The organism is Bradyrhizobium sp. Crot121, from assembly GCF_059512385.1.
Genome location: NZ_JCAMOR010000015.1, coordinates 103,497 through 126,137 on the forward strand (window position 1 = coordinate 103,497; position 22,641 = coordinate 126,137).

The 22,641-nt window shown below is 63.6% G+C and carries 21 protein-coding genes; 9 read left to right on the top strand and 12 right to left on the bottom strand.

Going from position 1 to position 22,641, the window contains the following annotated elements; all coding sequences use genetic code 11:
* Position 1 precedes the first annotated feature (1 nt).
* Positions 2-1,420 (bottom strand): efflux RND transporter periplasmic adaptor subunit, encoded by a 1,419-nt coding sequence (locus AC5ZGW_RS16020; protein ID WP_130223466.1) that lies wholly within the window; start codon positions 1,418-1,420, stop codon positions 2-4.
* Positions 1,410-2,822 carry an efflux transporter outer membrane subunit gene (locus AC5ZGW_RS16025; RefSeq protein ID WP_130223548.1) on the bottom strand — a complete coding sequence of 471 codons (1,413 nt, stop codon included), beginning with the start codon at positions 2,820-2,822 and terminating at the stop codon, positions 1,410-1,412. The genes AC5ZGW_RS16020 and AC5ZGW_RS16025 overlap by 11 nt, the downstream gene beginning before the upstream one ends.
* 561 nt (positions 2,823-3,383) lie before the next feature.
* Between AC5ZGW_RS16025 and AC5ZGW_RS16030 the strand changes: the two genes are divergently transcribed.
* The gene (locus AC5ZGW_RS16030) at positions 3,384-4,418 is read left to right on the top strand and encodes a cysteine synthase A (protein WP_130223468.1); all 1,035 of its coding nucleotides are present in this window, start codon (positions 3,384-3,386) and stop codon (positions 4,416-4,418) included.
* 125 nt (positions 4,419-4,543) lie between these two features.
* Here AC5ZGW_RS16030 and AC5ZGW_RS16035 read toward each other — a convergent pair whose 3' ends face one another.
* From AC5ZGW_RS16035 to AC5ZGW_RS16050, 4 genes are read right to left on the bottom strand one after another with little or no spacing between them, the layout of a single operon-like run.
* Positions 4,544-5,284, bottom strand: a complete 741-nt coding sequence (locus AC5ZGW_RS16035) for an amino acid ABC transporter ATP-binding protein (RefSeq protein WP_130223470.1) — start codon at positions 5,282-5,284, stop codon at positions 4,544-4,546.
* Between the two features lie 11 nt (positions 5,285-5,295).
* Positions 5,296-6,819: an amino acid ABC transporter permease gene (locus AC5ZGW_RS16040; RefSeq protein ID WP_130223472.1), complete on the bottom strand. Its 1,524-nt coding sequence runs from the start codon at positions 6,817-6,819 to the stop codon at positions 5,296-5,298.
* Positions 6,819-8,021 (bottom strand): amino acid ABC transporter permease, encoded by a 1,203-nt coding sequence (locus tag AC5ZGW_RS16045; protein WP_130223474.1) that lies wholly within the window; start codon positions 8,019-8,021, stop codon positions 6,819-6,821. The genes AC5ZGW_RS16040 and AC5ZGW_RS16045 overlap by 1 nt, the downstream gene beginning before the upstream one ends.
* 18 nt (positions 8,022-8,039) lie before the next feature.
* A complete protein-coding gene (locus AC5ZGW_RS16050; protein WP_028166840.1) occupies positions 8,040-9,056 on the bottom strand; it encodes an amino acid ABC transporter substrate-binding protein in 1,017 nt (338 codons plus the stop codon).
* 317 nt (positions 9,057-9,373) lie between these two features.
* Here AC5ZGW_RS16050 and metC point away from each other — a divergent pair, with 317 nt between their 5' ends.
* The 5 genes from metC (at position 9,374) to AC5ZGW_RS16075 (ending at position 15,073) form a co-directional block, all read left to right on the top strand.
* On the top strand, positions 9,374-10,567 hold the full coding sequence (gene metC, locus AC5ZGW_RS16055) for a cystathionine beta-lyase (RefSeq protein WP_130223476.1): 1,194 nt from the start codon (positions 9,374-9,376) through the stop codon (positions 10,565-10,567).
* 205 nt (positions 10,568-10,772) lie between these two features.
* Positions 10,773-11,570 carry a Flp pilus assembly protein CpaB gene (gene cpaB / locus AC5ZGW_RS16060; protein WP_130223478.1) on the top strand — a complete coding sequence of 266 codons (798 nt, stop codon included), beginning with the start codon at positions 10,773-10,775 and terminating at the stop codon, positions 11,568-11,570.
* Between the two features lie 14 nt (positions 11,571-11,584).
* Positions 11,585-13,036 (top strand): type II and III secretion system protein family protein, encoded by a 1,452-nt coding sequence (locus AC5ZGW_RS16065; protein ID WP_130223480.1) that lies wholly within the window; start codon positions 11,585-11,587, stop codon positions 13,034-13,036.
* 16 nt (positions 13,037-13,052) lie between these two features.
* Positions 13,053-13,787, top strand: coding sequence for a CpaD family pilus assembly protein (locus AC5ZGW_RS16070; RefSeq protein ID WP_130223482.1), 735 nt, complete (start codon positions 13,053-13,055; stop codon positions 13,785-13,787).
* Positions 13,784-15,073 carry a CpaE/TadZ family protein gene (locus AC5ZGW_RS16075; RefSeq protein WP_130223484.1) on the top strand — a complete coding sequence of 430 codons (1,290 nt, stop codon included), beginning with the start codon at positions 13,784-13,786 and terminating at the stop codon, positions 15,071-15,073. Before AC5ZGW_RS16070 ends, AC5ZGW_RS16075 begins: the two co-directional genes overlap by 4 nt.
* A 13-nt stretch (positions 15,074-15,086) precedes the next feature.
* Here AC5ZGW_RS16075 and AC5ZGW_RS16080 read toward each other — a convergent pair whose 3' ends face one another.
* Together AC5ZGW_RS16080 and AC5ZGW_RS16085 are read right to left on the bottom strand one after the other, a co-directional pair.
* Positions 15,087-15,914, bottom strand: a complete 828-nt coding sequence (locus tag AC5ZGW_RS16080) for a tetratricopeptide repeat protein (protein WP_130223486.1) — start codon at positions 15,912-15,914, stop codon at positions 15,087-15,089.
* A gap of 164 nt (positions 15,915-16,078) precedes the next feature.
* Positions 16,079-16,324 (bottom strand): PilZ domain-containing protein, encoded by a 246-nt coding sequence (locus tag AC5ZGW_RS16085; protein WP_028166833.1) that lies wholly within the window; start codon positions 16,322-16,324, stop codon positions 16,079-16,081.
* 280 nt (positions 16,325-16,604) lie between these two features.
* Between AC5ZGW_RS16085 and AC5ZGW_RS16090 the strand changes: the two genes are divergently transcribed.
* Positions 16,605-18,299: a Na/Pi cotransporter family protein gene (locus tag AC5ZGW_RS16090; RefSeq protein ID WP_130223488.1), complete on the top strand. Its 1,695-nt coding sequence runs from the start codon at positions 16,605-16,607 to the stop codon at positions 18,297-18,299.
* Positions 18,300-18,637: 338 nt separating this feature from the next.
* On the top strand, positions 18,638-19,042 hold the full coding sequence (locus AC5ZGW_RS16095) for an EF-hand domain-containing protein (RefSeq protein WP_130223490.1): 405 nt from the start codon (positions 18,638-18,640) through the stop codon (positions 19,040-19,042).
* 75 nt (positions 19,043-19,117) lie between these two features.
* Here the strand turns inward: AC5ZGW_RS16095 and AC5ZGW_RS16100 are convergent, their stop codons facing one another.
* From AC5ZGW_RS16100 to AC5ZGW_RS16115, 4 genes are all read right to left on the bottom strand, one after another.
* Positions 19,118-19,525 carry a hypothetical protein gene (locus AC5ZGW_RS16100; RefSeq protein ID WP_130223492.1) on the bottom strand — a complete coding sequence of 136 codons (408 nt, stop codon included), beginning with the start codon at positions 19,523-19,525 and terminating at the stop codon, positions 19,118-19,120.
* A gap of 300 nt (positions 19,526-19,825) precedes the next feature.
* Positions 19,826-20,080 (bottom strand): hypothetical protein, encoded by a 255-nt coding sequence (locus tag AC5ZGW_RS16105; RefSeq protein WP_165435060.1) that lies wholly within the window; start codon positions 20,078-20,080, stop codon positions 19,826-19,828.
* Between the two features lie 121 nt (positions 20,081-20,201).
* Positions 20,202-20,675: a carboxymuconolactone decarboxylase family protein gene (locus tag AC5ZGW_RS16110; RefSeq protein ID WP_130223494.1), complete on the bottom strand. Its 474-nt coding sequence runs from the start codon at positions 20,673-20,675 to the stop codon at positions 20,202-20,204.
* A gap of 25 nt (positions 20,676-20,700) precedes the next feature.
* Positions 20,701-21,123 (bottom strand): cupin domain-containing protein, encoded by a 423-nt coding sequence (locus AC5ZGW_RS16115; protein WP_130223496.1) that lies wholly within the window; start codon positions 21,121-21,123, stop codon positions 20,701-20,703.
* Between the two features lie 89 nt (positions 21,124-21,212).
* On the opposite strand from AC5ZGW_RS16115, the gene pdxR reads away from it, so the two are divergent.
* A complete protein-coding gene (pdxR, locus tag AC5ZGW_RS16120) occupies positions 21,213-22,625 on the top strand; it encodes a MocR-like pyridoxine biosynthesis transcription factor PdxR (protein ID WP_130223498.1) in 1,413 nt (470 codons plus the stop codon).
* Positions 22,626-22,641 lie beyond the last annotated feature (16 nt).

The following is a 22,641-nucleotide window of genomic DNA, read 5'->3' on the forward strand; positions in this document are numbered from 1 at the left end:
GTCACGGCTGCGACTTCGCTGCGCCGCCTGACGTTTCACCCCCCGTTGCTGCCCCGCTCGAGCTCTTCTGATCGCCTTCGCCCTGCGTGCGCTCGCGCCGCGAACGATGCTCGCCGTCCTTCGCTTGACCGTCCTTGGGTTGACCATCCTTGGCCTGGCCGTTCTTGGCATCCGGGCTGCGGCTGCGCTTGCGCGGCGCGAGATCGGCGGTCGGCGCGGCATCGTCCTTGCCGATGATGACTTTCGATCCATCGGCGAGATTGGCAAACCCCGTGGTGACGACGCGGTCGGAGGCCGTGATCCCCTTGCCGATCACGGCGTCATGCTCGTTCTGCTGAATAACCGTCACTGGTTTTGCAGTGGCGATATTGTCCTCGCCGATCACATAGCTGAAGGTTCCGGCTGGCCCGCGTTGCACGGCCGAGGTCGGCACCACGATCGCCTTCGGCAGCGTCTCGACTTTCAGCCGCACATTGACGAATTGGCCGGGCCAGAGCTGGAAATTGCCGTTGGGAAATTCCGCCTTCAGTTTCAGCGTACCGGTGGTCGGGTCGACCTGATTGTCGATGCCGGTCAGTTTGCCGGTATCGATCACAGTCACGCCGTCATTGCCGAACACGTCGACCGCGAGCGTGCCCTGGCCGGCGGCGGCATTCACCCGCACGATCTGCTGCTGCGGCAGGCTGAACCACACCGCGATCGGCTGCAACTGGGTGAGCACAACGAGGCCGGTGGTGTCGGAGGCATGAATGATGTTGCCCTGGTCGACCTGGCGGAGGCCCGCGCGCCCTGAGATTGGCGCAATGACCTTGGTGTAGCTCAGCGTCGCCGCCGCGTTGTCGATCGCGGCCTGATCGGCCTTCACCAGCGCTTCCTGCTGCGCAACCACCGCCTTCTGGGTATCAGCTTGCTGCTTCGAACCCGCGTTGGTTTGGGCGAGCTGCTGGTAGCGGGCGAGGTCGAGCCGCTGATTGGCGAGCAGCGCCTCATCCTGCGCCTTCTTGGCGACGGCCTGATCGTACTGGGCCTGATAGATCGCGGGATCGATTTCGGCGAGCACGTCGTCCTTCTTGACGTCCTGCCCCTCGACAAAGTTCACCTTGATCAGCTTGCCGTCGACCTGCGAGCGAACCGTAACGGTATTCAGCGCACGCACCGAGCCGACGCCGTCCAGATAGACCGGCACGTCCTGCACGCGCGGCATGGCCGCCAGCACCGGCACCGGCAGGTCCGGCCGGGCGTTGGGGTTGTGACCGCCGCTCTTCGGCTGCCAGGCGAGCCAGCCGATATAGCTGAGGCCGCCGAGGATCACGGCGGCAATGATCAGCGATACCATCCGCTTGAGCAGGCGCGGCAACAGGCTCTGCTTCTTCACCTCCGCAGCCTTCGCGTTGTCCTTTGCTTCCGGCTTAAAGAGCATCGACCGATCTCTCCACCTTTGGCTCCCAGCCGCCGCCCAGGGCCTGATACAGGCTGATGATCGCCTGCAGCCGCGCCAGTTGCGCCTGCCACAGCGCGTCCTCGGCCTGGAACAGAGTCTGTTGAGTCTGTAGCACAGTTACGATGTCAGCAGTTCCAGCCCGCAACTGCTGTTCGGCCAGTTGGAATGCCCGCTGTGACGACGCCACGACGTCACGCTGCAGCTTCAGCCGGATCGTGGTCTCGCGGATCGCCACCAGCGCGTTGTCGACGTCGGCGAAGGATTGCACCACTGTCCTGCGATAGGTTTGCAGCAGTTCTTCCTGCTGCGCCTGCGTCAACTCGAAATTGCCGAGGATCCGCCCGCCGTCGAAGATCGGCTGCGTCGCGCCGCCGACCAGGCTGAAGAAGGCGGCATGCGGCTGGAATAGTGCCGACAGCGCCGAACTCTGATAGCCGCCTTGTCCGGTCAACTGGATGCTCGGAAAGAACTGCGCGCGGGCGCTACCGACATTGGCGGTGGCGGCGGCGAGCTGCGCCTCCTGTCGCCTGATGTCGGGACGCTGCGTCAGCAATGCCGACGGCAAGCCCGGCGTCACCCGGGGAATGGCGATGTTGTTGAGCGAGCCGCCGGTGACGCGCACGCTCTCCGGCGGCCGCGACACCAGTGTCGCCAGCGCATTGATGTTCTGGTCGAGGGTCTGCCGCAGCGGCGGCACCAGCGCGCGCTGATTGGCCACCAGGCTCTCCTGCTGCGCGACATCGAGATCGGTGCCGGTGCCGGCCTTGAAGCGATCCTTGATCGCGTTGAGGACACGCTCGGCGCTGGCGATGTTGCGCTGGGCGGTGCGAATTCGATCCTGCGACGTCAGCACCTGGAAATAGGCGTTGGCAACGGCGGTCAGCGTGGTCAGCGCCACCACCTCACGGTCGAAGCGGCTGGCGACCGCGGTCTCTTCGGCCGCCTGCGCGGCATCGCGGTTCTGGCCCCAGAAATCGAGCTGATAGCTCGCGGCAAGCGAGGCGTTGTAATTGACCACCTCGCGCCCGCCGATGCTGAGGCCACTCGCGCTCGAGCCGGAGGTACGTGAATACGTCTCGGACCCAGAGCCGGAGAGCGTCGGCAGCAAGGCCGCGCCGGCAATCCGCGCCTGCGCGTCCGCTTGCTTGAAACGCGCCACTGCCGCCGCAATGTCCAGATTGACCCGCTGGGCTTCTTCCATCAGCGTCGTTAGTTCCGTCGAGCGAAAGCCGCGCCACCAGTCGAGCGTCGGCGGCGCGTCGGAGGCCTTTGCCGGCCGCGCCGCCTTGTAGCCGCCGGGAATATCCAGCGCGGGATCGGGAATATCCTTGGTTAGGATGCAGCCGGCCGAACTCGCGGCAATCACAAAACCCGCAAACATGCGCAACACGCCTCGCAGGCTTGGCACAGGCGCGCGCGGCCGTGCGCTGACAGCAGCCCCCCGGATGCGTTGGGTCACCTCCGTTCTCCTCCGCGCGCCGAATCAAGTCGCGATGAGTTCGCAACGCGTTGGGGGATGGTCTGTCGAACGTTCACGGAGTGATGCTTCCAATGGAACCGCGCCGTCATACTACTCCGAGGGCATGGCAAGCGGACAGTCCTGCCAACCCGACGAGACACTCCGGCCAAGTTCAACCAGGGAACCGCCGAATAGCAAGTTGTCCTTATGTTACGGGCCTTACTTCAATTTCGTCGGCACCGGAAGCTGCCGGAATCTTACGAAGATTTCATGGGGATTTCCGAGCGCCTGTTGCCCCAAATCCCCAATGCTCCGACGCCATCCGGCGGCCCATTTCGCGGACCGAGAGTCGCGAGGCAGATTGCCGCGGACCGGTGGGTCGATTCGGGCCGTCGCGCACCGCGGCGCAAGGGCCTTTCCCTTTTGCCGCCCCCGCACTAGGGTCAGTCGGGAGCGAAATAACCGGCAAAGAATACCCCCGACATGACAATCAACAACGACGTCGTCGAAGCCATCGGCAATACGCCGCTCATCAAGCTGAAGCGTGCCTCCGAGCTGACCGGATGCACCATCCTGGGCAAGGCCGAGTTCATGAATCCCGGTCAGTCGGTCAAGGACCGCGCCGGCAAATGGATGATCCTGGAGGCCGAGAAACGTGGCGCGCTCAAGCCGGGCGGGCTGGTGGTGGAATCGACCGCCGGCAATACCGGCATCGGGCTTGCGGTTGTCGCCAGCGCCCGCGGCTACCGGACCCTGATCCTGATCCCGGAAACCCAGAGCCGGGAAAAGAAGGACATGCTGCGGCTATGCGGTGCCGAATTGATCGAGGTGCCGCAGCTGCCCTACTCCAATCCGAACAACTATCAGCATGTCGGCAAACGGCTGGCTGACGAACTTCGCAAGACCGAGCCGAACGGCGTGTTGTTCGCCGACCAGTGGAACAACCTCGACAATGCCAAGGCGCACTACGACTCGACCGGCCCGGAGATCTGGCAGCAGACCGGCGGCAAGGTCGACGGTTTCATCTGCTCGGTCGGTACCGGTGGCACGCTCGCCGGCACCAGCCGCTATTTGAAGGAAAAGAACAACGCCATCGTCACTGCCTGCGCCGATCCGCACGGCTTTGCGATGTACGAACTGTTCAAGCATGGCGAAGCCAAATCGACGCCGGGCGACTCGATCACCGAGGGCATCGGTCTTGGCCGCGTCACGTCCATCATCGAGACCGCCAAGGTCGATGACGCCTTCCTGATTTCCGACGAAGAAGCGGTCACCGTGATTTACGAACTCCTGGAGCATGAGGGCCTCTGCCTCGGCGGTTCGACCGGCATCAACATCGCCGGCGCGATCCACCTGGCAAAGCAGCTCGGGCCCGGCAAGACGATCGTCACGATTCTCGCCGACTCCGGCAACCGCTATCAGTCCAAGCTCTTCAATCCGGATTTCATGCGCTCGAAGAACCTGCCGATGCCTGCATGGCTCGAGAAGCGCACCAAGATCGACGTGCCGTTTGTCTAAGACTTGGCAACACTCGCGAACCTCATCTTGAGGAGTGGCCGCAAGGCCGCGTCTCGAAGGATGGGCCACGGGCTCTATGGTTCGAGACGCGCGCTATCGCGCGCTCCTCACCATGAGGGAGACAGTCACCGTAAAATCTGACTGAGGAACAGCTTCGTCCGCGCGTGCTGCGGATGAGCGAAGAATTCCTTCGGCGTGTTCGACTCGATGATCTGGCCGGCGTCCATGAAGATGACGCGGTCGGCGACCTCGCGGGCAAATCCCATCTCGTGGGTGACGACCAGCATGGTCATGCCTTCCTTGGCGAGGTCGACCATGGTGTCCAGGACTTCCTTCACCATTTCCGGATCGAGCGCCGAGGTCGGCTCGTCGAACAGCATGACCTTCGGATTCATCGTGAGCGCACGCGCGATCGCGACGCGCTGCTGCTGGCCGCCGGACATCTGGCCCGGATATTTGCTGGCCTGATGCGGGATTTTCACCCGCTCCAGAAACTTCATCGCGGAGGCCTCCGCGTCCTTCTTCGGGATGTTGCGTACCCAGATCGGCGCCAGCGTGCAGTTTTCGAGCACCGTCAGATGCGGGAACAGGTTGAAGCTCTGGAACACCATGCCGACCTCGCGCCGGACCTCGTCGACGCGCCGCAAGTTCGGGCCAAGCTCGATGCCATCGACGATGATCTCGCCTTCCTGAAACTCCTCCAACGCGTTGATGCAGCGGATCAGCGTCGACTTGCCGGAGCCCGAAGGGCCGCAGATCACGATGCGCTCGCCGCGGGCCACTTCGAGATTGATGTCGCGCAGCACGTGGAACTCGCCGTACCACTTGTTGAGGCCCTTGATGCTGACGATCGGATTCGAACTCATGGTGAATTTACTCAGTTGCGCCGGTGCGCGTTCAGCCTGTTCTCGACGAACAGAGAATAGCGCGACATGCCGAAACAGAAGACGAAATAGATCAGCCCGGTGAAGGCAAAGCCGGTGAAAGCCGTGGTCGGCGTCGCCCACGTAGGATCGCTGAAGGAAGCGCGCAACTGGCCGAGCAGGTCGAACAGCGCGACGATCGACACCAGCGAGGTGTCCTTGAACAGCGCGATGAAGCTGTTGACGAGGCCGGGAATGACATGGCGCAGCGCCTGCGGCAGGACGATCAGCGCCGTCGTCTTCCACCAGGACAGGCCGAGCGCGCTTGCCGCCTCCCCCTGCCCGCGCGGGATCGCCTGCAGCCCACCCCTGATGACCTCGGCCTGATAGGCGCCGGCGAACAGCGCAATGCCGATCAGCGCGCGCACCAGACCGTCGATGGTGAAGCCGGTCGGCACGAACAGCGGCAGCATGTAGGTCGCAAAGAACAGCACCGTGATCAGCGGCACGCCGCGCCAGAACTCGATGAAGGCGATCGAGAAGATACGGATCAAGGGAATGGTCGAACGTCGGCCGAGCGCCAGCGCAATGCCGACCGGCATCGAAGTGACGATGCCCGTCACCGAAACGACCAGCGTCACCAGCAAGCCGCCCCATAGCCTGGTGTCGACCACGGGGAAGCCGCCGCGGTCGAGCTTCATGACGGCTATCACCAGACCAATCCCGGCGAAGGTCGCGAGACTGACGGCCAGCGGCCGCCAGCCGGTGCGGAAGCCGCCGCCGAGGAAGAACAGCAGCAGCGAGACGATCGCGGCAGTGAGCGCAAAATCAGTCCAGACCGGCTGACCGCCGCTCTGGATCTGGTCGCGCAGCCATTGCAGGGGCAACAGCACCCAGGAGATCACCGTGCTGATCAGGACGATCAGCTTTCCGAGTCCCCAGAGCGCCGGCCCGATCACGGCGGAGGCTTCGCCAGCCGCCGCGAGCTTACGCCCGCCGTCGCCGATGCTGTCGTTGAAGCCCGACAATAGCGACGTGACCCAGCTCACGGCAAAACCATCGAGCCCGCCGCCACGCAGCAGGAAGAACGCCACCACCGGAAAAGCCAGGAAGAACAGGCTGGCATTGATGCCCTTGGCCGGGAGCCGAGGAATCAACAGCGGCAATAGCAGCACAGCCGCCAGGAAGAACGTCAGGTTGACCCGCCAGCGCTCCGGCTCCGGATAGAATCCATAGATAAACTGGCTGAGCTTGGCGTGGATGAACGGCCAGCAGGCGCCGACCGGATGCCCGGCATTCTCGGCCAAGCACGCGGCGCGGTCCTTGCCGGTCCAGACCGCATCCACAAACAAGAATTTGACCGTGGGGACGAGCACGAACCACAGCAGGAGCACGCTGACGATCGTGATCAGGATGTTGGTCGGCGAATTGAACAGCCGGGTGCGCAGGAAGCCCACGAGACCCGTGGTCCTCACCGGTGCCGGCCGCTCCGGAACGAGCTCCTCGCGGACGAAATTGGAAACGACGATATCGCTCATCAGCCCATGCTCCGACTGATCCGCCAGCCATAGAAGCTCATGATCGCGCTCGTCACCAGCGAGATCAGGAGATAGACGCCCATGGTGATGCCGATGATCTCGATCGCCTGGCCGGTCTGGCTGAGCGTCGTTCCGGCGAACACCGACACCAGGTCGGGATAGCCGATCGCGACCGCGAGCGAGGAGTTCTTGGTGAGGTTGAGATACTGGTTGGTGAGCGGCGGCAGGATCACGCGCATCGCCTGCGGGATTACGATCAGCCGCAGCACCTCTCCGCGGTGCAGCCCGAGGGAGGAGCCGGCCTCCATCTGCCCCTTGTGCACGGACAGGATGCCGGCGCGCACGATCTCGGCGATGAAAGCGGCGGTGTAGGTCGACAGCGCGAGCGTCAGCGCCACGAACTCCGGAATCAGGCGCGCGCCGCCGGCGAAATTGAAGCCCCTCAGCACCGGCATCTCGAAGGTCACGGGCGCGCCGAAGATCAGCGACGTCACCAGCGGCAGCCCGATCAGGAGGCCGAGCAGGTAGGGCCAGATCGTGATCATCCTGCCATACTGGTAGAGCTGCCGCCGCGCGTAGCGCCAAAGCACCAGCGCCGCCACGATCGCAACCAAGACCGCGACGACAAACGGCTCGAAGCCGGGATTGCCGATCGGCCTCGGAATCACCAGGCCGCGGTTGTTGAGGAAGAACATCCCGAACACGGAGACGCTCTGCCGCGGACTGGGCAGGGCCGCGAGCACCGCCAGATACCAAAACAGGATCTGGAACAAGATCGGCAGATTGCGCACCAGTTCGACATAGGCGCCGGAAATCCGCGACAATAGCCAGTTCGGCGACAGCCGCCCGAGCGCCACCATGAAGCCGATCACGGTGGCGAAGAAGATGCCGATCACCGAGACCAGCAGCGTATTGAGCAGTCCGACGAAGAAGACACGCGTATAAGTGTCCGAGCCCGTATACGGGATCAGGTTCTGGCTGACGTCAAAGCCGGCGGTGTTCTGCAGGAAGCCAAAGCCCGCGGTGATCCGCTGCGCCTGCAGGTTGGCGCGCGCATTGGCTACGATCTCATAGGCAATCCAGGCGAGCACTGCGACGAACAGGAGCTGGAGGACGAATCCTCCCCACCCTGCACGGCCGCCAAGCGCACGTTGCAGCTTGAGCACAAACTGCGACGGTGGTTTCCGGGGCTCGATGGCCATCGCCGCACGCCTGTCGGATCAGCGGATCGGCGGCGCGTATTGGATACCGCCCTTGTTCCAGAGGTTGTTGAGGCCGCGGGCGATGCCGAGCTTCGAGCCCGCGCCGACGTTGCGATCGAACGCCTCGCCGTAATTGCCGGTCGCCTTCACGATCCGTGCGAACCAGTCCTTGGTCAGGCCGAGCTGTTCGCCGAGATTGCCGTCGGTGCCGAAGGCGCGCTTCAGCTCCGGCTTGTCGGATTTGGCCATCTCGTCGACATTCTTCTGGGTGACGCCGAGCTCCTCGGCATCGACCATCGCAAACAGCGTCCATTTCACGATGTCGAACCACTGGTCGTCGCCGTGGCGGACCATCGGGCCGAGCGGCTCCTTGGAGATCACCTCAGGCAGCACGACGTGGTCGGCGGGATTGGCGAGTTTCAGGCGCTCGGCATAAAGCTGGGAGACGTCGGACGTGAAGACGTCACAGCGGCCGGATTCATAGGCCTTCACCGTCTCGTCGGCTGAGGCGAACGCGATCACCTCATACTTCATGTTGTTGCCCTTGAAGTAGTCGGCGAGGTTCTGCTCAGTCGTGGTCCCGGTCTGCACGCAAACCGAGGCGCTGTTCAACTCCAGCGCTGAATTGACCTTCAGCGACTTCTTCACCAGGAAGCCCTGCCCGTCATAATAGGTCACGCCGGTGAAGTTGGCGCCGAGCGAGGTATCGCGCGACAGCGTCCAGGTGGTGTTGCGCGAGAGCACGTCGATCTCGCCGGACTGCAGCGCGGTAAAGCGGTCTTTCGCCGACAGCGGCACGAACTTGACCTTGGTGCCATCGTTGAAGATCGCCGCCGCGATTGCGCGGCAGACATCCACATCAAGTCCGGTCCAGTTCCCCTTGTCGTCGGGGGACGAGAATCCGGGCAGGCCCTGGCTGACCCCGCAGGACAGCATGCCCCGGTCCTTGACCGTCTTAAGAGTTTGCGCCGAAGCGCCCTGCGCCGAGAGGCCGGCGGCAAGGGCAAGAGTGAGAACCAGCGATACGCGTTTCATGGCAGGGCCTTTCAAGGGGTCGTCCGGGAAGGTTTGCGTGCGGTCGCCTCAAACGTTAACGGACCGACCGATGATCCCCAGCGAATCGCCGATCTGGCCTGCATCTTGCGTGCCAATCAGCCAAGCGTTGGATCGAAGGTCGCGGCAGGCCCCTCAACGTGCGGCGACTAGAAGTTGGGGGCATCACATAGTGACTGGCGAGCCGGGTCAAGGGGTTGACGTAGCTCTTCCCTGTCCTGTTATTAAAAACCCGGCCCAGGCCCGCTTCTTCCGACGCGTCATGGCTGCTGCGGCAAAAAGTCTTTAACGGCGAGCGCATGAGCTTTTCCAACGACGGACCGGTCCCCCCACAACAGCCCGAAACCCGCCTGGTGACCGCGGGCCGGGACACCGAGGCCCAGAAGGGCTTCGTCAATCCGCCGGTTGTCCACGGTTCCACCGTGCTCTATCCGACCGCGGACGACCTCCATGCCCATCGCGGTGAGTATCAGTATGGCCGCCACGGCACGCCGACGACGCGGGCGCTGCAGGACGTGCTGATGGGGCTGGAGGGGCCGCAATGCGCCGGCGTCGGACTCGCGCCGTCCGGCCTCGCGGCGATCAGCACGGCACTATTGTCGGTGCTCAAGGCTGGCGACCATCTCCTAGTCTGCGACAACGTCTATCGCCCCTCGCGCAATTTCTGCAACGGCATGCTGGCGCGCTACGGGGTGGAGACCACCTATTTCGATCCGCTGATCGGTGCCGGCATCGAAGCGCTGTTCAAGCCGAACACCCGCGCGGTGCTGGTCGAAGCGCCCGGCTCGCAATCCTTCGAGATGCCTGACATTCCTGCCATCGCTGCCGTCACGCATGCGCGGGGCGCGCTCGTGATCGACGACAACACCTGGGCAACGCCGCTCTATCACCGCTCGCTGGAGCAAGGCGTCGACATCAGCATCCAGGCCGCGACCAAATATATCGGCGGGCACTCCGACATCATGTTCGGCACCATTTCGGCGAATGCCCAGGCGTGGCCACTGCTCGCCGAGGGCATCCGCCTGCTCGGCGTCTGCGCCGGGCCTGATGATGTCTATCTGGCGCTGCGCGGCCTCCGCACGCTCTCGGTCCGGCTCGCGCAGCACTATCGTTCGGGGCTGGAGATGGCGCGCTGGCTGCAGGCACGTCCGGAAGTGGCGCGGGTGCTGCACCCCGCGATCGAAACCGATCCCGGCCACGCGATCTGGAAGCGCGATTTCACCGGCGCTTCCGGGCTGTTCAGCATCGTGCTGAAGCCGGCCCCACAGAAAGCAGTCGACGCCCTGCTCGACACCGTCAAGCTGTTCGGCATGGGCTATTCCTGGGGCGGGTTCGAAAGCCTGGTTATCCCCTTCGACTGCAGCGACTATCGCACGGCTACCAAATGGGCGCCGGGCGGTCCGACGCTGCGGCTCCATATCGGCCTCGAGAGCATCGACGACCTCAAGGCCGATCTCGATCGTGGCTTTGCGGCGCTCAAGGCGGCGATGTAAGCGCGCAAGTACCGGAATTTTGCGGGCTTTCGGCGCGGCCAAATAACCGCGCGTTCACCATGACGAAGAACTCCAATCCTCGTCAGGCAAATCATCCCGCTCATCAAGTTCCCTTACACCTTTGCTGCCTTAGTCATGCTCCCGGGTTGGGCTGCCATCGCCGTGCTGCGTTGGCAGTCTGGGGTAAGCGTAAGCAGTCAAGCGTATGAAGACCGCACAGATCGTCGTACTGACCATCGCGCTTGGTGCTGGCGGTGGCGTGGTCTATTTGGTTCCCCAGTTCGAGACCAAGCCTGGTCCGGCCGCGCCGGTCGCGCAGCAACTGGCGACCGTCGAAGTTCTGGTCGCGCAGTCCGACATCGGCCTCGGCCAGTCGGTCAAGCAGGAGAACCTGCAATGGCAGGCCTGGCCGGCTGCGACCGCAAGCAACAATTTCATCCGCCGTAACAACAGGCCAGATGCCATCAAGGACGTGATCGGCTCGATCGCGCGCGCGCCGCTCATCGCCGGCGAGCCGATCCGGGAGCAGAAGCTCGTCAAGGCGGACGGATCGGGCTTCATGGCGGCAATCCTGCCCTCAGGCAGCCGCGCCGTCTCGACGGAAATCTCGGCAGAGACTGCTGCCGGCGGCTTCATCCTGCCGAACGACCGCGTCGACGTCATCCTCAGCAGGCGCGAGAAGAACCCGGACCAGCACAGCGCGGATCTCGTCCGTTCGGAGATCATCCTGAGCAATATCCGCGTGCTCGCCATCGACCAGGCGCCGAAAGAAAAAGACGGTGCCAATTCCCTGCTCGGCAAGACCGTCACGCTTGAATTGAAGCCCGAGCAGACCGAGACGCTGGCGCGGTCGCGCCAATCCGGCGTCCTGTCGCTCGCGCTACGCAGCATCGCCGACGTCAACGTGGCCGACAACGCCTCACAAGATCAGCCCCCGAAGCGGGGCCAGAGCATCAACGTGGTTCGCTACGGCGTCCCGAGCTCGACAACGACACAGAAGTGAGAAGGACGCCTGCCATGAAATGCGGTCGAACCAGATTTGCGGTGCGGTCTTCGCTGGTCCGCATCCTCTTGCTTTCGGCCGCGGCCGCACTGACTCTCTCGCCGGTCATTGCCGCCGATCCCGAGACCGAAGGCGCGCAACCGGTTGCGGGTTCGCCGGCCAAGACCCGATTCCTGGCGCTCGGCGTCGGCAAATCGGTGATCATTGACCTGCCGCGCGACGTGAAGGACGTGCTGGTTGCCGATCCCAAGATCGCCAACGCAGTCGTTCGCTCCGCGCAGCGTGCCTACATCATCGGCGCGGCGGTCGGGCAGACCAACGTCGTGTTCTTCGATGCCGACGGCCAGCAGGTCGCCGCCTATGACATCGCGGTGAAGCGCGATCTCAACGGCGTGCGCGCCGCGCTGAAGCAGACGCTGCCGGGCATCCAGATCGAAGGGGTCGGCGACGGCGTGATCCTGACCGGCTCGGTGTCGTCTCCGATCGAGGCCCAGCAGGCCGGCGACCTCGCGGCGCGGCTGGTCGGCGGCGCCGACAAGGTCGTCAACTCCATCACGGTGCGCGGCCGCGACCAGGTGATGCTGAAGGTCAATGTTTCCGAAGTGCGGCGCGACATCGTCAAGCAGATGGGCGTCGATCTTTCGGCCAACATGAACTACGGCACGGCGATCGTGAACTTCAACAACTCCACCCCGTTCACGGCCTTTGGCCGCCCGCTGGTGGCGGACAACGGCGCCGCCGTCTCGGCGGTCGCCAAGGGCCTCCCGACCGTCACCGCCACCTTGCGTGCGATGGAAAGCGCGGGTGTGGCGCGGACGCTGGCCGAGCCCAACCTGACCGCGATCTCCGGGGAATCGGCGACCTTCATCGCCGGCGGCGAATTTCCGATCCCCGCCGGCTATTCCTGCGATCCGGTCACGCATGTCTGCACGACCCAGATCCAGTTCAAGAAGTTCGGCATCTCCCTCAACTTCACCCCGGTGGTGCTGACCGAGGGCCGGATCAGCCTGCGCGTCATGACGGAAGTGTCCGAGCTCTCCACCGACAACGCCATCACGCTGAACCAGGGCGGCGCGTCGCTGACCATTCCTTCGATCACCACCCGCCGCGCAGAGACCACGCTGGAGATCCCCTCCGGCGGCTCGATGGCGATGGCCGGCCTGATCCAGCAGAAGACCAAGCAGGCCATCAACGGCATGCCCGGCGTCGACCAGTTGCCGATCCTCGGCGCGCTGTTCAGGAGCCAGGACTTCGTCAACAACGAGACCGAGCTGATGGTGCTGGTCACGCCCTATGTCGTGCGTGCGGTGGCCCAGAAGGAATTGTCGCGGCCCGATGACGGGTTCGCGCCGGCCGCCGACTCGCAATCGACGCTGCTCGCCCGCATCAACCGCATCTACGGCGTGGCGGCCCGCGCCGAGCCGGTCGGAGCCTATCCCGCCAATTTCGGCTTCATCATTGACTGAGCTTGGGGGCGCAACGATGACGGGCAGAGCAGATCACCATCGCACCTTGTACCGGCTGGGCGCCCTTGTCGGTGTGTCGGTTGCGCTTGCCGCCTGCCGCAGCGGCGGCGACGAGCTCACGACCGCGACCGTTCCTAACGACTACCGTCTGCGGCATCCGATTGCCGTCACCGAGGCCGATCGCTCGATGGTCGTCTTTGTCGGGCACGGCCGGCCCGGTCTGACCGCCCCGCAGCGCGCCGATGTGATGGGACTGGCGCGAACCTGGACCCGCGAAGGCACCGGCGCGATCATCGCCGAGGTGCCCGTCGATACGGCGAACGCGCGGACGGCCGGCGCGACCTATCAGGAAATCCGCTCGCTGCTCGCGGCCGGCGGCGTGCCCGCGCGCGCCATCACGCTGCGCAACTATCATCCCGACGATCCGCGCACGCTGGCGACGATCCGCCTGAGCTATCCGAAGATCGCCGCGGTCGCCGGCCCCTGCGGGTTGTGGCCGGAGGATCTCGGCCCCTCGATCGACGATTTCGGCTACAACCAGAACAGGCCGTACTACAATCTGGGTTGCGCGAGCCAGCGCAACCTGGCGGCGATGATCGACAATCCCGCCGACCTCGAGCAGCCCCGCGTCGAGACGCCAGCCTACTCGCCGCGGCGTGACGTGGCGTTCGAGAGGTACCGCAAGGGTGTTTCGACCACTACTACCTACCCCGAAGCCGACAAGGCCAAGCTCAGCGACACAGGCAAATGATCAGCCGCGCACAACATCCGGACCACGAGACCGACGCCGCGCCGCATGCCGACGACTATATCGCTCCTGCCCCGCGCGTGTCGGTGCAGGCGTTCTGCGCGACGGTGGCAACCGCGACAACCGTGAAGGCCGCGAGCGAGGACCGCCGTCTCGCCAAGGCGCACCTCTCGGTGCATATGGGCGGCATCGCTGCGGCGATCGACGCCTATCATACGGCACCGACCCCGAACGTCATCGTGCTCGAGACCGAGAGCGGCAGCGACTTCCTCGCCGGCCTCGACGAGCTCGCAGCCGTCTGTGACGCCGGCACCCGCGTCGTCGTGATCGGCAGGGCCGACGACAAGGCGCCCTATCGCGAACTGGTGCGCCGCGGCGTCAACGACTATGTGGTCGGCCCGGTCGAGGTGCTCGACGTGGTGCGCTCGATCTGCGGCCTGTTCTCGGCGTCCGATGCAATCACTGTCGGCAGGATGATCGCGGTCTGCGGCGCCAAGGGCGGCGTCGGCGCGTCCACGGTCGCGCATAACATCGCCTGGGCGATCGCGCGCGACGTCGGGCTTGATTCGGTCGTGATCGATCTCGACCTCGCATTCGGCACGGCCAGCCTCGATTACAACCAGGACCCGGTCCAGGGCATCGCCAATGCGGTGTTCCAGCCGGAGCGCCCGGACAGCGCACTGATGGAGCGCCTGCTTGCCAAATGCACCGACCATCTCAGCCTGCTGGCGGCGCCGGTGACGCTGGATCAAGTCTATGACTTCGGCGCCGACGCGTTCGATGCCATCTTCGACACCTTGCGCATGACGACGCCCTGCATCGTGCTCGACGTGCCCCACCAATGGACCGCCTGGACCCGCCGCGCCCTGATCGGCGCCGACGACATCCTGATCGTCGCCGAGCCCGATCTCGCCAACATGCGCAACACCAAGAATATGATGAACACGCTGAAGGCGGCGCGGCCCAACGACCGTCCTCCGCTCTACTGCCTCAACCAGGTCGGCATGACCAAGCGGCCGGAGATCGAGGTGCGCGCCTTCGCCAAGACCATCGATAGCCAGCCGATCGCCACCATTCCTTTCGATTCGAAACTGTTCGGCACCGCCGCCAATAACGGCCAGATGATCGCGGAGATCGCCTCCAATCATCGCATCACCAAGACGTTCCTGCAGATCGCGCAACGGATGACCGGGCGCGCCGACACAAGGGCCCAGCGCAATTCGCTGTTGTCACCGATCATGAAGAAATTGCGCGCGGTCGGCGCCCGATCGAAAGGCGCCTCAGCCTAGTAGGCACCGCGCGTCAATCGGAGCTGCCGACCGCCGCCACTGGGATCTTCTCGGTACCTCCCCGCGGTCCTTCCTTGCGGGCCAGCACACGCTTCAATGCGGCGACATTGGCGACGGCTTCCTCCGGCGGCACATCCGCCTTCACGATGCTCTCCGCCTCGCCGGCGCGGCCCTGCAGGCCGACTGCGAGCGCCAAATTGACCTTGATCCGCTGATCGTTCGGCGCGCGGGTGCGGGCTTTGCGCAGCGTCTCCTCGGCCAGCGGCAATTCCTTCGACAGCACGTAGGACAGCCCGAGATTGGACAGCACCGACGGCTCGTCGGGTGCGATCTTGAGCGCGCTCGCATAGTATTGCCGCGCCTCGTCGTGGCGGTCGAGCTGATCGAGCGCGGCTCCCTGCGCGGACAGGATCCGCCAATCCGGATCATCCGGGCTGTGGGCGCGGCCGAGCACATCGAAGGCCTGCTGGAAATTGCCGTTGTCGGCGAGCGCACGCCCATAGCCGGCGAGCAGCGCCTTGTTGTTCGGCTGCGCCATCGAGGCCTGCTCGAGGATCGCGACCGCCTGCGCGCGCTGCCCGGTGGCGCGCAGGGCCTTGGCGTATTGCAAGGCTGCGGCAGCGTCCTTCGGATTGGCCTTGAAGCGCTCGTGATAGGTCTGAAGGTCGCGCCGCGGGTCGGCGCTTGGCCGGCTGTCCTCGGCCGTGTCGCCGAGCGATCCCGTGATGTCGGAAGGGAGGGAGGTCTGGCAGCCGCTAAGCGCCAGCACCAGGGCCGCCGATGCTGCCGCGCCGACGAGGAGCCTTGCGGCGGAAGATCGGTGAAGCAACTTCTGGGACATGTACCCTGACCACGGTCGGCGATTGCCCAGAATGCTTCGCAGCTTAACCCTAAATCCGGGTTAAGGAGGCGCGCTACACAGGATGTTCGACCCGATATCGAACCATCTTCGCGCCTTTGTTGCTACCGACGACATGCATCATCGACAGCCGCACAACTTGCAGTCTAATCGACGAACTGTGCGCCGAACTCGCAGCCGATCCGCCAGGCGAGACGGCATTGGCGCGGGCTGCCGTTCGACAGGATGATGGTGAACTCAGAGGGAATTTCCGCATATTCGGCGATCACCTTGACGCCGCCATCGGAGATATCAGTGATCATGCAGTCCCGCGGCAGGGTGCCGGTGCCGAACTGGATCTTGGCGAGACTCCTGCACAGACGACGCTCGCTCTTACGTCGATTGACGAACATGTCGACCCCGGCCCCTGCTCATTGATTAGCCCGTTTGTTCTTCTGCTGTAGCGAGAAATCGTTGGAATCCGGCTAGCGGGACTGCTCGCAGTTGAACTGTCGGCTTCAGACTCCATTTACCGGCTCTGCGGGCCTTTTCCTCGAAATGACGTAATCTCGGGCAAACGGCGCGCTGGCACAGATGAACTCCCGCATCCATTCCTTGGGAACAAATGGGTTGATCCGCCGTCGTTTGGCGATAGCCTGACCCTTTGTCCGGACTTCCAGGAAACTGACGAGCATGGGAAGCATGGTTCTCCTCGATCTGATGGGTGGCGTGGCACTGCTGCTGTGGGGCCTGCACATGGTCCACAGCGGGATTCTGCGCGCATTCGGGCCGGATCTGCGCATCCTGCTGGCAAAAGCACTGAACAACCGATTCACCGCTTTCGCCGCGGGCCTCGGCCTCACCGCCCTGCTTCAGAGCTCGACCGCCACCGCCCTGATCACAAGTTCGTTTGCATCCGAAGGGCTCGTGAGCCTGGTTCCGGCGCTGGCAATCATGCTGGGTGCCAATGTCGGCACCACGCTGATCGTGCAGATCCTGTCGTTCAACATCGCCGCAATCGCCCCGCTCCTCTTCATCATCGGGCTCGTCGCGTTCCGCAGCGGGCCGCGCTCGCGCATCAAGGATATCGGCCGCGTCTCGATCGGGCTCGGACTGATGCTGCTGGCGCTGCACATCCTGCTCGACACGCTGGCGCCGGCGGAGAATGCGCCCGGCGTGCGCGTCGTCATGAATGCGATCACCGGCGATCCCGTGCTCTGCATCTTCATCGGCGCCGTCGTCACCTGGCTGGTGCATTCCAGCGTCGCCAGCGTGCTTCTGGTGATGTCGCTCGCCTATTCGCAGTTCATCACGCCCTATGCGGCGTTCGCGCTGGTGCTCGGCGCCAATCTCGGCAGCGCGATCAATCCGCTGTTCGAAGGCGCGCGGCGCGACGATCCGGCGAGTTACCGGTTGCCGCTCGGCAATCTCATCAATCGCGTCATCGGCATCCTCGTGGTCGCCCCGTTCCTCGGTCCGATCGCCGCGCATCTGTACGCTTTCCAGCCCGATCTCGCCAAGGCAACTGCGCTGTTCCACATCGCTTTCAACGTCGCGACAGCGGTTCTCTTCATTGGCGTGCTCGACAGTCTGGCACGGCTGCTCGGAATGCTGCTGCCTAGGCGCGTCCGCGATGCCGATCCGGCCCGGCCGCGCCATCTCGACGAGAGTGCGCTGGAGACGCCGTCGCTTGCGCTCGCCGACGCCGCGCGCGAAGCACTGCGCATGGGGGATATCGTCGAAGAGATGCTGCGCAAGGTGATGGCGGCGATGATGACGGGTGACCGGGTGCTGGTCGACCAGGTGTCGCGGATGGACAACAGCGTCGACAGCCTCGACGAGGCGATCAAGCTCTATGTCACGAAGCTCACCCGCGGCAGTCTCGACGAGCGCGAAGGCCAACGCGCGATGGAGATCATCTCGTTTGCGATCAACCTCGAACATATCGGCGACATCATCGACAAGAACCTGAGCGAGCTCGCCACCAAGAAGATCAAGCGCCGGCTGCAGTTCTCGCCCGAGGGCACCGAGGAATTGCAGGCGTTCCACAGGCGCACGCTGGACTCGCTCCGGATCGCGTTCGGCGTCTTCATGTCGGGCGACGTCAATGAGGCGCGCAAGCTGGTTGCGGAAAAAGCCGCGCTGCGCAGTGCCGAGTTCGCCGCGACCGAGCGGCACCTCGAACGCCTGCGCGAAGGTCGCCCAGAAACCATCGAGACGACGTCCCTGCACCTCGACGTGCTGCGCGACCTCCGCCGCATCCATTCGCACATCTGCTCGGTCGCCTATACCGCGCTCGTCTCCGCCGGCGAACTCGCCGCCGATCGCAGCACCGAAAGTGATGTCGGTGCGCTGCCGGGGACCGTGGCACAGCCGACGCCGCGGTAGTTGATCGCTGCGTCAGGCCCTACCCCGCCGGCTCTCACTCCGGCTTCGTCCCCGCTTTCGCCAGAACGACGCTGTCATTGCGAGCGCAGCGAAGCAATCCATAGCGCCGCAAGTGGAGGCATGGATTGCTTCGCTGCGCTCGCAATGACGGGGTGAGGTCTGACTCAAATGTCAAGCAACGTCGGGATATGAGTCTACGTTCTCGCGGCGCTTTGCGTCCGAGCTCTGCTTCACTTTCCATCCTCTCCAGCTGCCTCGGCGAAGCCGAGATCAGAGGATCAATATCTCTCGTGCGGTATTAATGTGACGGGGGACACAAGTTTCCGAGGAGGCTCGAAATGTACACGCGCGTTCTAGGATTCACGGTATCTGCTCTCATTTTGGCGAACGGCATTGTCGGTGCGATTGCACAGGACCGAATGACGCCTCAGCCAGATCAGCAACAAATGCAATCCCATCCCACCGGCCAGGACGGCGCGAGCACGATGGGACAAGGCGGTATGATGGGGCACGGCATGATGGGAGGACATATGATGGGGCGCGGCATGATGGGTGGGAGCGCGATGGGTCCACCTTTTATGATGCGTATGATGTTCGCTTTGATGGACGCCGACAGCGATGGGACCATCTCACTGCAGGAGTTTCAGACAGCTCACGAACGGATTTTCAAGGCGATGGACAGCAATAGAGATGGCACGCTTACCCTGGAGGAGATGCAAGCGTTCATACACGGGACGAGGTGATCGGCTCCGAGCGGATGGCGCCTCGTCTCGTGCGCCATCCGCTCCTGCAATTGATCTTTTGCGAACAAGCGAGCCTTAAGCCTTCAGGTCCGTGATCCGCATTATCGCGACCACATTCCCGTCGTTGTACGCCTGCTCTTTTGTGTCCTTGTTGCAGGTCCAGACAAAGTTTTTCTTGGCCGTAAAGGTCTTTCCTTCCTGTTCAATCCGAAGCTCCCCCTCCGGCATATGACAGATCATGGCATTCATCATCGGGGGACCCATCGTCTTCGATCCCGGCTGCATAATGACATCGCGCATTGAGACGGTCTTAAAGCCGGGAATGATGGATGGTGTCTCACCGTCGTAGGCACGGACCACGACACCTGGCCACGGCGTGGTGTCCTTGTAGCCCGAGGTTTGAGCGGCGGCGTGCTTCATCATAGCCGCCGAAGCCGCTGCCAAGCCGATTCCCAGCGCGGACCTTCGATCGATCTTGCTCATCGCTTTTCTCCCGACGTTGCGCAACGAGCCGCTGCAAAAGCGGCGCGCAAAGTTCGTGGTGAATGGTGGTGCGAACCGAAAAAAACGGTCTCTTAAGAGCGCGTGCCTGCCGATGGCGCCAGTGCTGCTCGTTCGCCCCGGACGGTGATTTCGGCACGTCCCGCCTGAAGGGCAACTGCATTCTACGTGATCTGACGCACCTGGGAAACAGGTTGCGTCGCCCGAAGACACGATTGCCATACGTTCGGAGGTGTGCACCGTGAGGCCGCAAACGCTACGAGCCACGCAGAAGTGCGTCAATCATCTCCGACGTAATTTCATCCGATGAGAGATCGACCAGCGCGTAGATTCCGCATGGCGCAATAACGTCAGGACAACTGACAATACGTGCTGCGCTTTGCGAGCACGTTGCGTGGCACTGAACGTCGCGCCGGCGACAAGAAGTACATTGACGGTGCCTGCGTGCTGGCCGACAGTGAGGGCGACAAGATTTTCTCGACCTTCGATACGCGCGATCTCGACAAGTCCCAGGCGAAGATGGATTGCGGCACTCATATCATCACCGGCGGTACCGGGAAGTATAAGGGGATCACCGGGAGCGAACCATTTGCTTGCATCAATATGCCTGCGCTGGCAGGCGCGGGTGACTATTTTGCGATGGACATCCGGGCGTCGATTACTGAACGAGAGCCCTGTTATTTTCGAGTACTGCCTGTGGCGTGTTCCGGAAGCCGATGGCCAACCGGTTGTAGACATTCATCAAGCCGATCGCGATCGTGAGATCGACCAGTTCCTTTTCCTCGAGGACTGTGCGCGCGGCGTTGAATGCTTGATCCGGTATGCCGGTCTCTGACACACGTGTCACCGTTTCGGCCCAGGCAAGCGCGGCACGCTCACGCTCGCTGAAGAGATGGCCAGCCTCCGCCCAAGCCTGCACCAGCGCAAGCTTCTCGACCTTCACACCCTTCTTGATGAGGTCGCGGGTGTGCATGTCGAGGCAATAGGCACAGTTGTTGATCTGCGAAACCCGCAAGTAAACCAGGTCAACCAGCTCGGCGGGAAGACCGCTCTGCATGATATAGCCATAGACGCCGCCAAGGGCTTTTACGCCGTTCGGCGCGACTTGGTTGTAATCGAGACGCTTGGTCATCGTTATTCTCCTTGGTCTTCAGGCTCTATTTGACTGGTGTGGTCAGTGCCTTGTCGTCGGTATCGACGACGAAGACAGCGAGCAGCTTTGCCGGCTCGGTCCTGCTCGCATTGCGGCTGATAGAATGGCTGGCGCCGGGTGGTTCGGACCAACTCTCACCCGCCTTGTAGACCCGCGTTGCTCCGTCGTTCACCTTCGACTCGATGCTTCCGGAAATGACATAGGCGTAGATGAAGGACGATTTTGCGTGGGTATGCGGAGCCGAGGCTCCACCCGGCGGGTAGTCGACGACCACCGCGATCAGAGACTTGCCGGGAATGTTGGGTATCGTCTGCTCGAAGTTCGTCGTGACCTTGCCGCCGACATCCTGGGCGGAAATGGGCGAAGCAGATGCAATGGCAATGGCAATGGCAGCGGATGCTGCGGCAATGACAGTTCGTATCTTCATGGCTCTTCTCCTTTCGCTCCATTAAATGTCCTCCCCTTAGGTCGGAAAAAAGCACCAAGAACGCACGAAAATCGTGTACTACGAGCCACGTGACCAAGCCGCTCAAATTGGAACTCGACCGCTCTGCGAAGACGCCGCTGGCTGAGCAGATCCGAAAGGGTATCGGCGCGGCGATCGAGAGCGGCGTGCTCGCACCCGGCGCGCGCCTGCCGTCCTGGCAGGACCTTGCGGCGCAGCTTGGCGTCGCCCGCGGCACTGTGCGCGCGGCTTACGAGAAGCTGTCCGCAGCGCAGCTCATCGTCGCTTCGCGGGCCGCCGGCACCCATGTCGCGGATCGGCCTCGCGCAGTCACCCGCTCCGAGCAGCCGCCTGATCCGGGCTCGTTCATGGAGATGTATCGGGAGATGACCCAGGGACCGGCCATCTTTCAGATGGGGGTACCTGCAAAGGAAACATTTCCGGCCACGCTGCTCGCACGAATCCGCGCCCATGCCATTCGCACTGAGGCGCGCGCAGCACCCATTTACCCGGACCCTCGCGGTGAACTTGAACTGCGGCGGGAAATCGCCGCCTATCTTGCCATCGCCCGTGGTATCGAATGTTCGGCCTCGCAGGTCATCATAACCGGGGGATACAGCGGCGGACTCGGACTGGCGCTCCGCGTCCTTGGCCTCGAGGGACAGAAAGCCTGGACAGAGGACCCCGGCTTCCCGTTCACCCGCCACGGCCTGGAGCTCGCAAGATTATCGCTTGTACCAATACCAGTCGACGACAGCGGCATCGATGTCGACCATGGGCTGCGCCACGCCCCGGACGCCAAGCTGGTTGTCGTCACCCCCGGGCAGCAGGCGCCGCTCGGGGTTACTCTATCACTGGAACGCCGATTGCGTCTGCTCGATTGGGCCGCTCAAGCAAGCGTATGGGTGATCGAAGACGACTATCTGAGCGAACTGCAGCTCAGGGGGCGAGCCGCGCCGGCGCTCGCCTCACTTGATCGCGCCGGGCGCGTCATCCACATCGGCTCCTTCAGCAAGACCATCAGTCCGACCTTGCGGCTCGGCTTCCTCGTCGCGCCCGCCTCGCTCTCGTCGCGCTTCGCGGAGGTCGCCGCGTGCCTGGCGCCGCCGCCCGGGCCGTCCGTGCAGCTCGCGACCGCCGAATTCATGCGCGAAGGCCACTACCTGCGCCATCTTCGGCGCACCAAACGTGCCTACTTTGCTCAGCGCGACGCCTTGCTGGAGTGCCTGCGGCCGCACGTCGAGGCTGCCAGCATCACAACGGCGGGATTGGCGGTGCTGCTACGATTGCCCGACGGCGCGCCGGACACATCCATCGCCAGGGAAACCCTCGCGTTCGGAATGGCACCATCCGCTTTATCAACTTGGTACGCACGGCCGGATTCCGGACGATCGGGGCTTCTTCTGGGCATCGCGACGGTGCCAAACAAGCACCTGGCGAAATCCTGCGATCGTCTTTGCGGGATCATCGAGCGCTTCAAGTGAGAGTCGTGCGGTTACC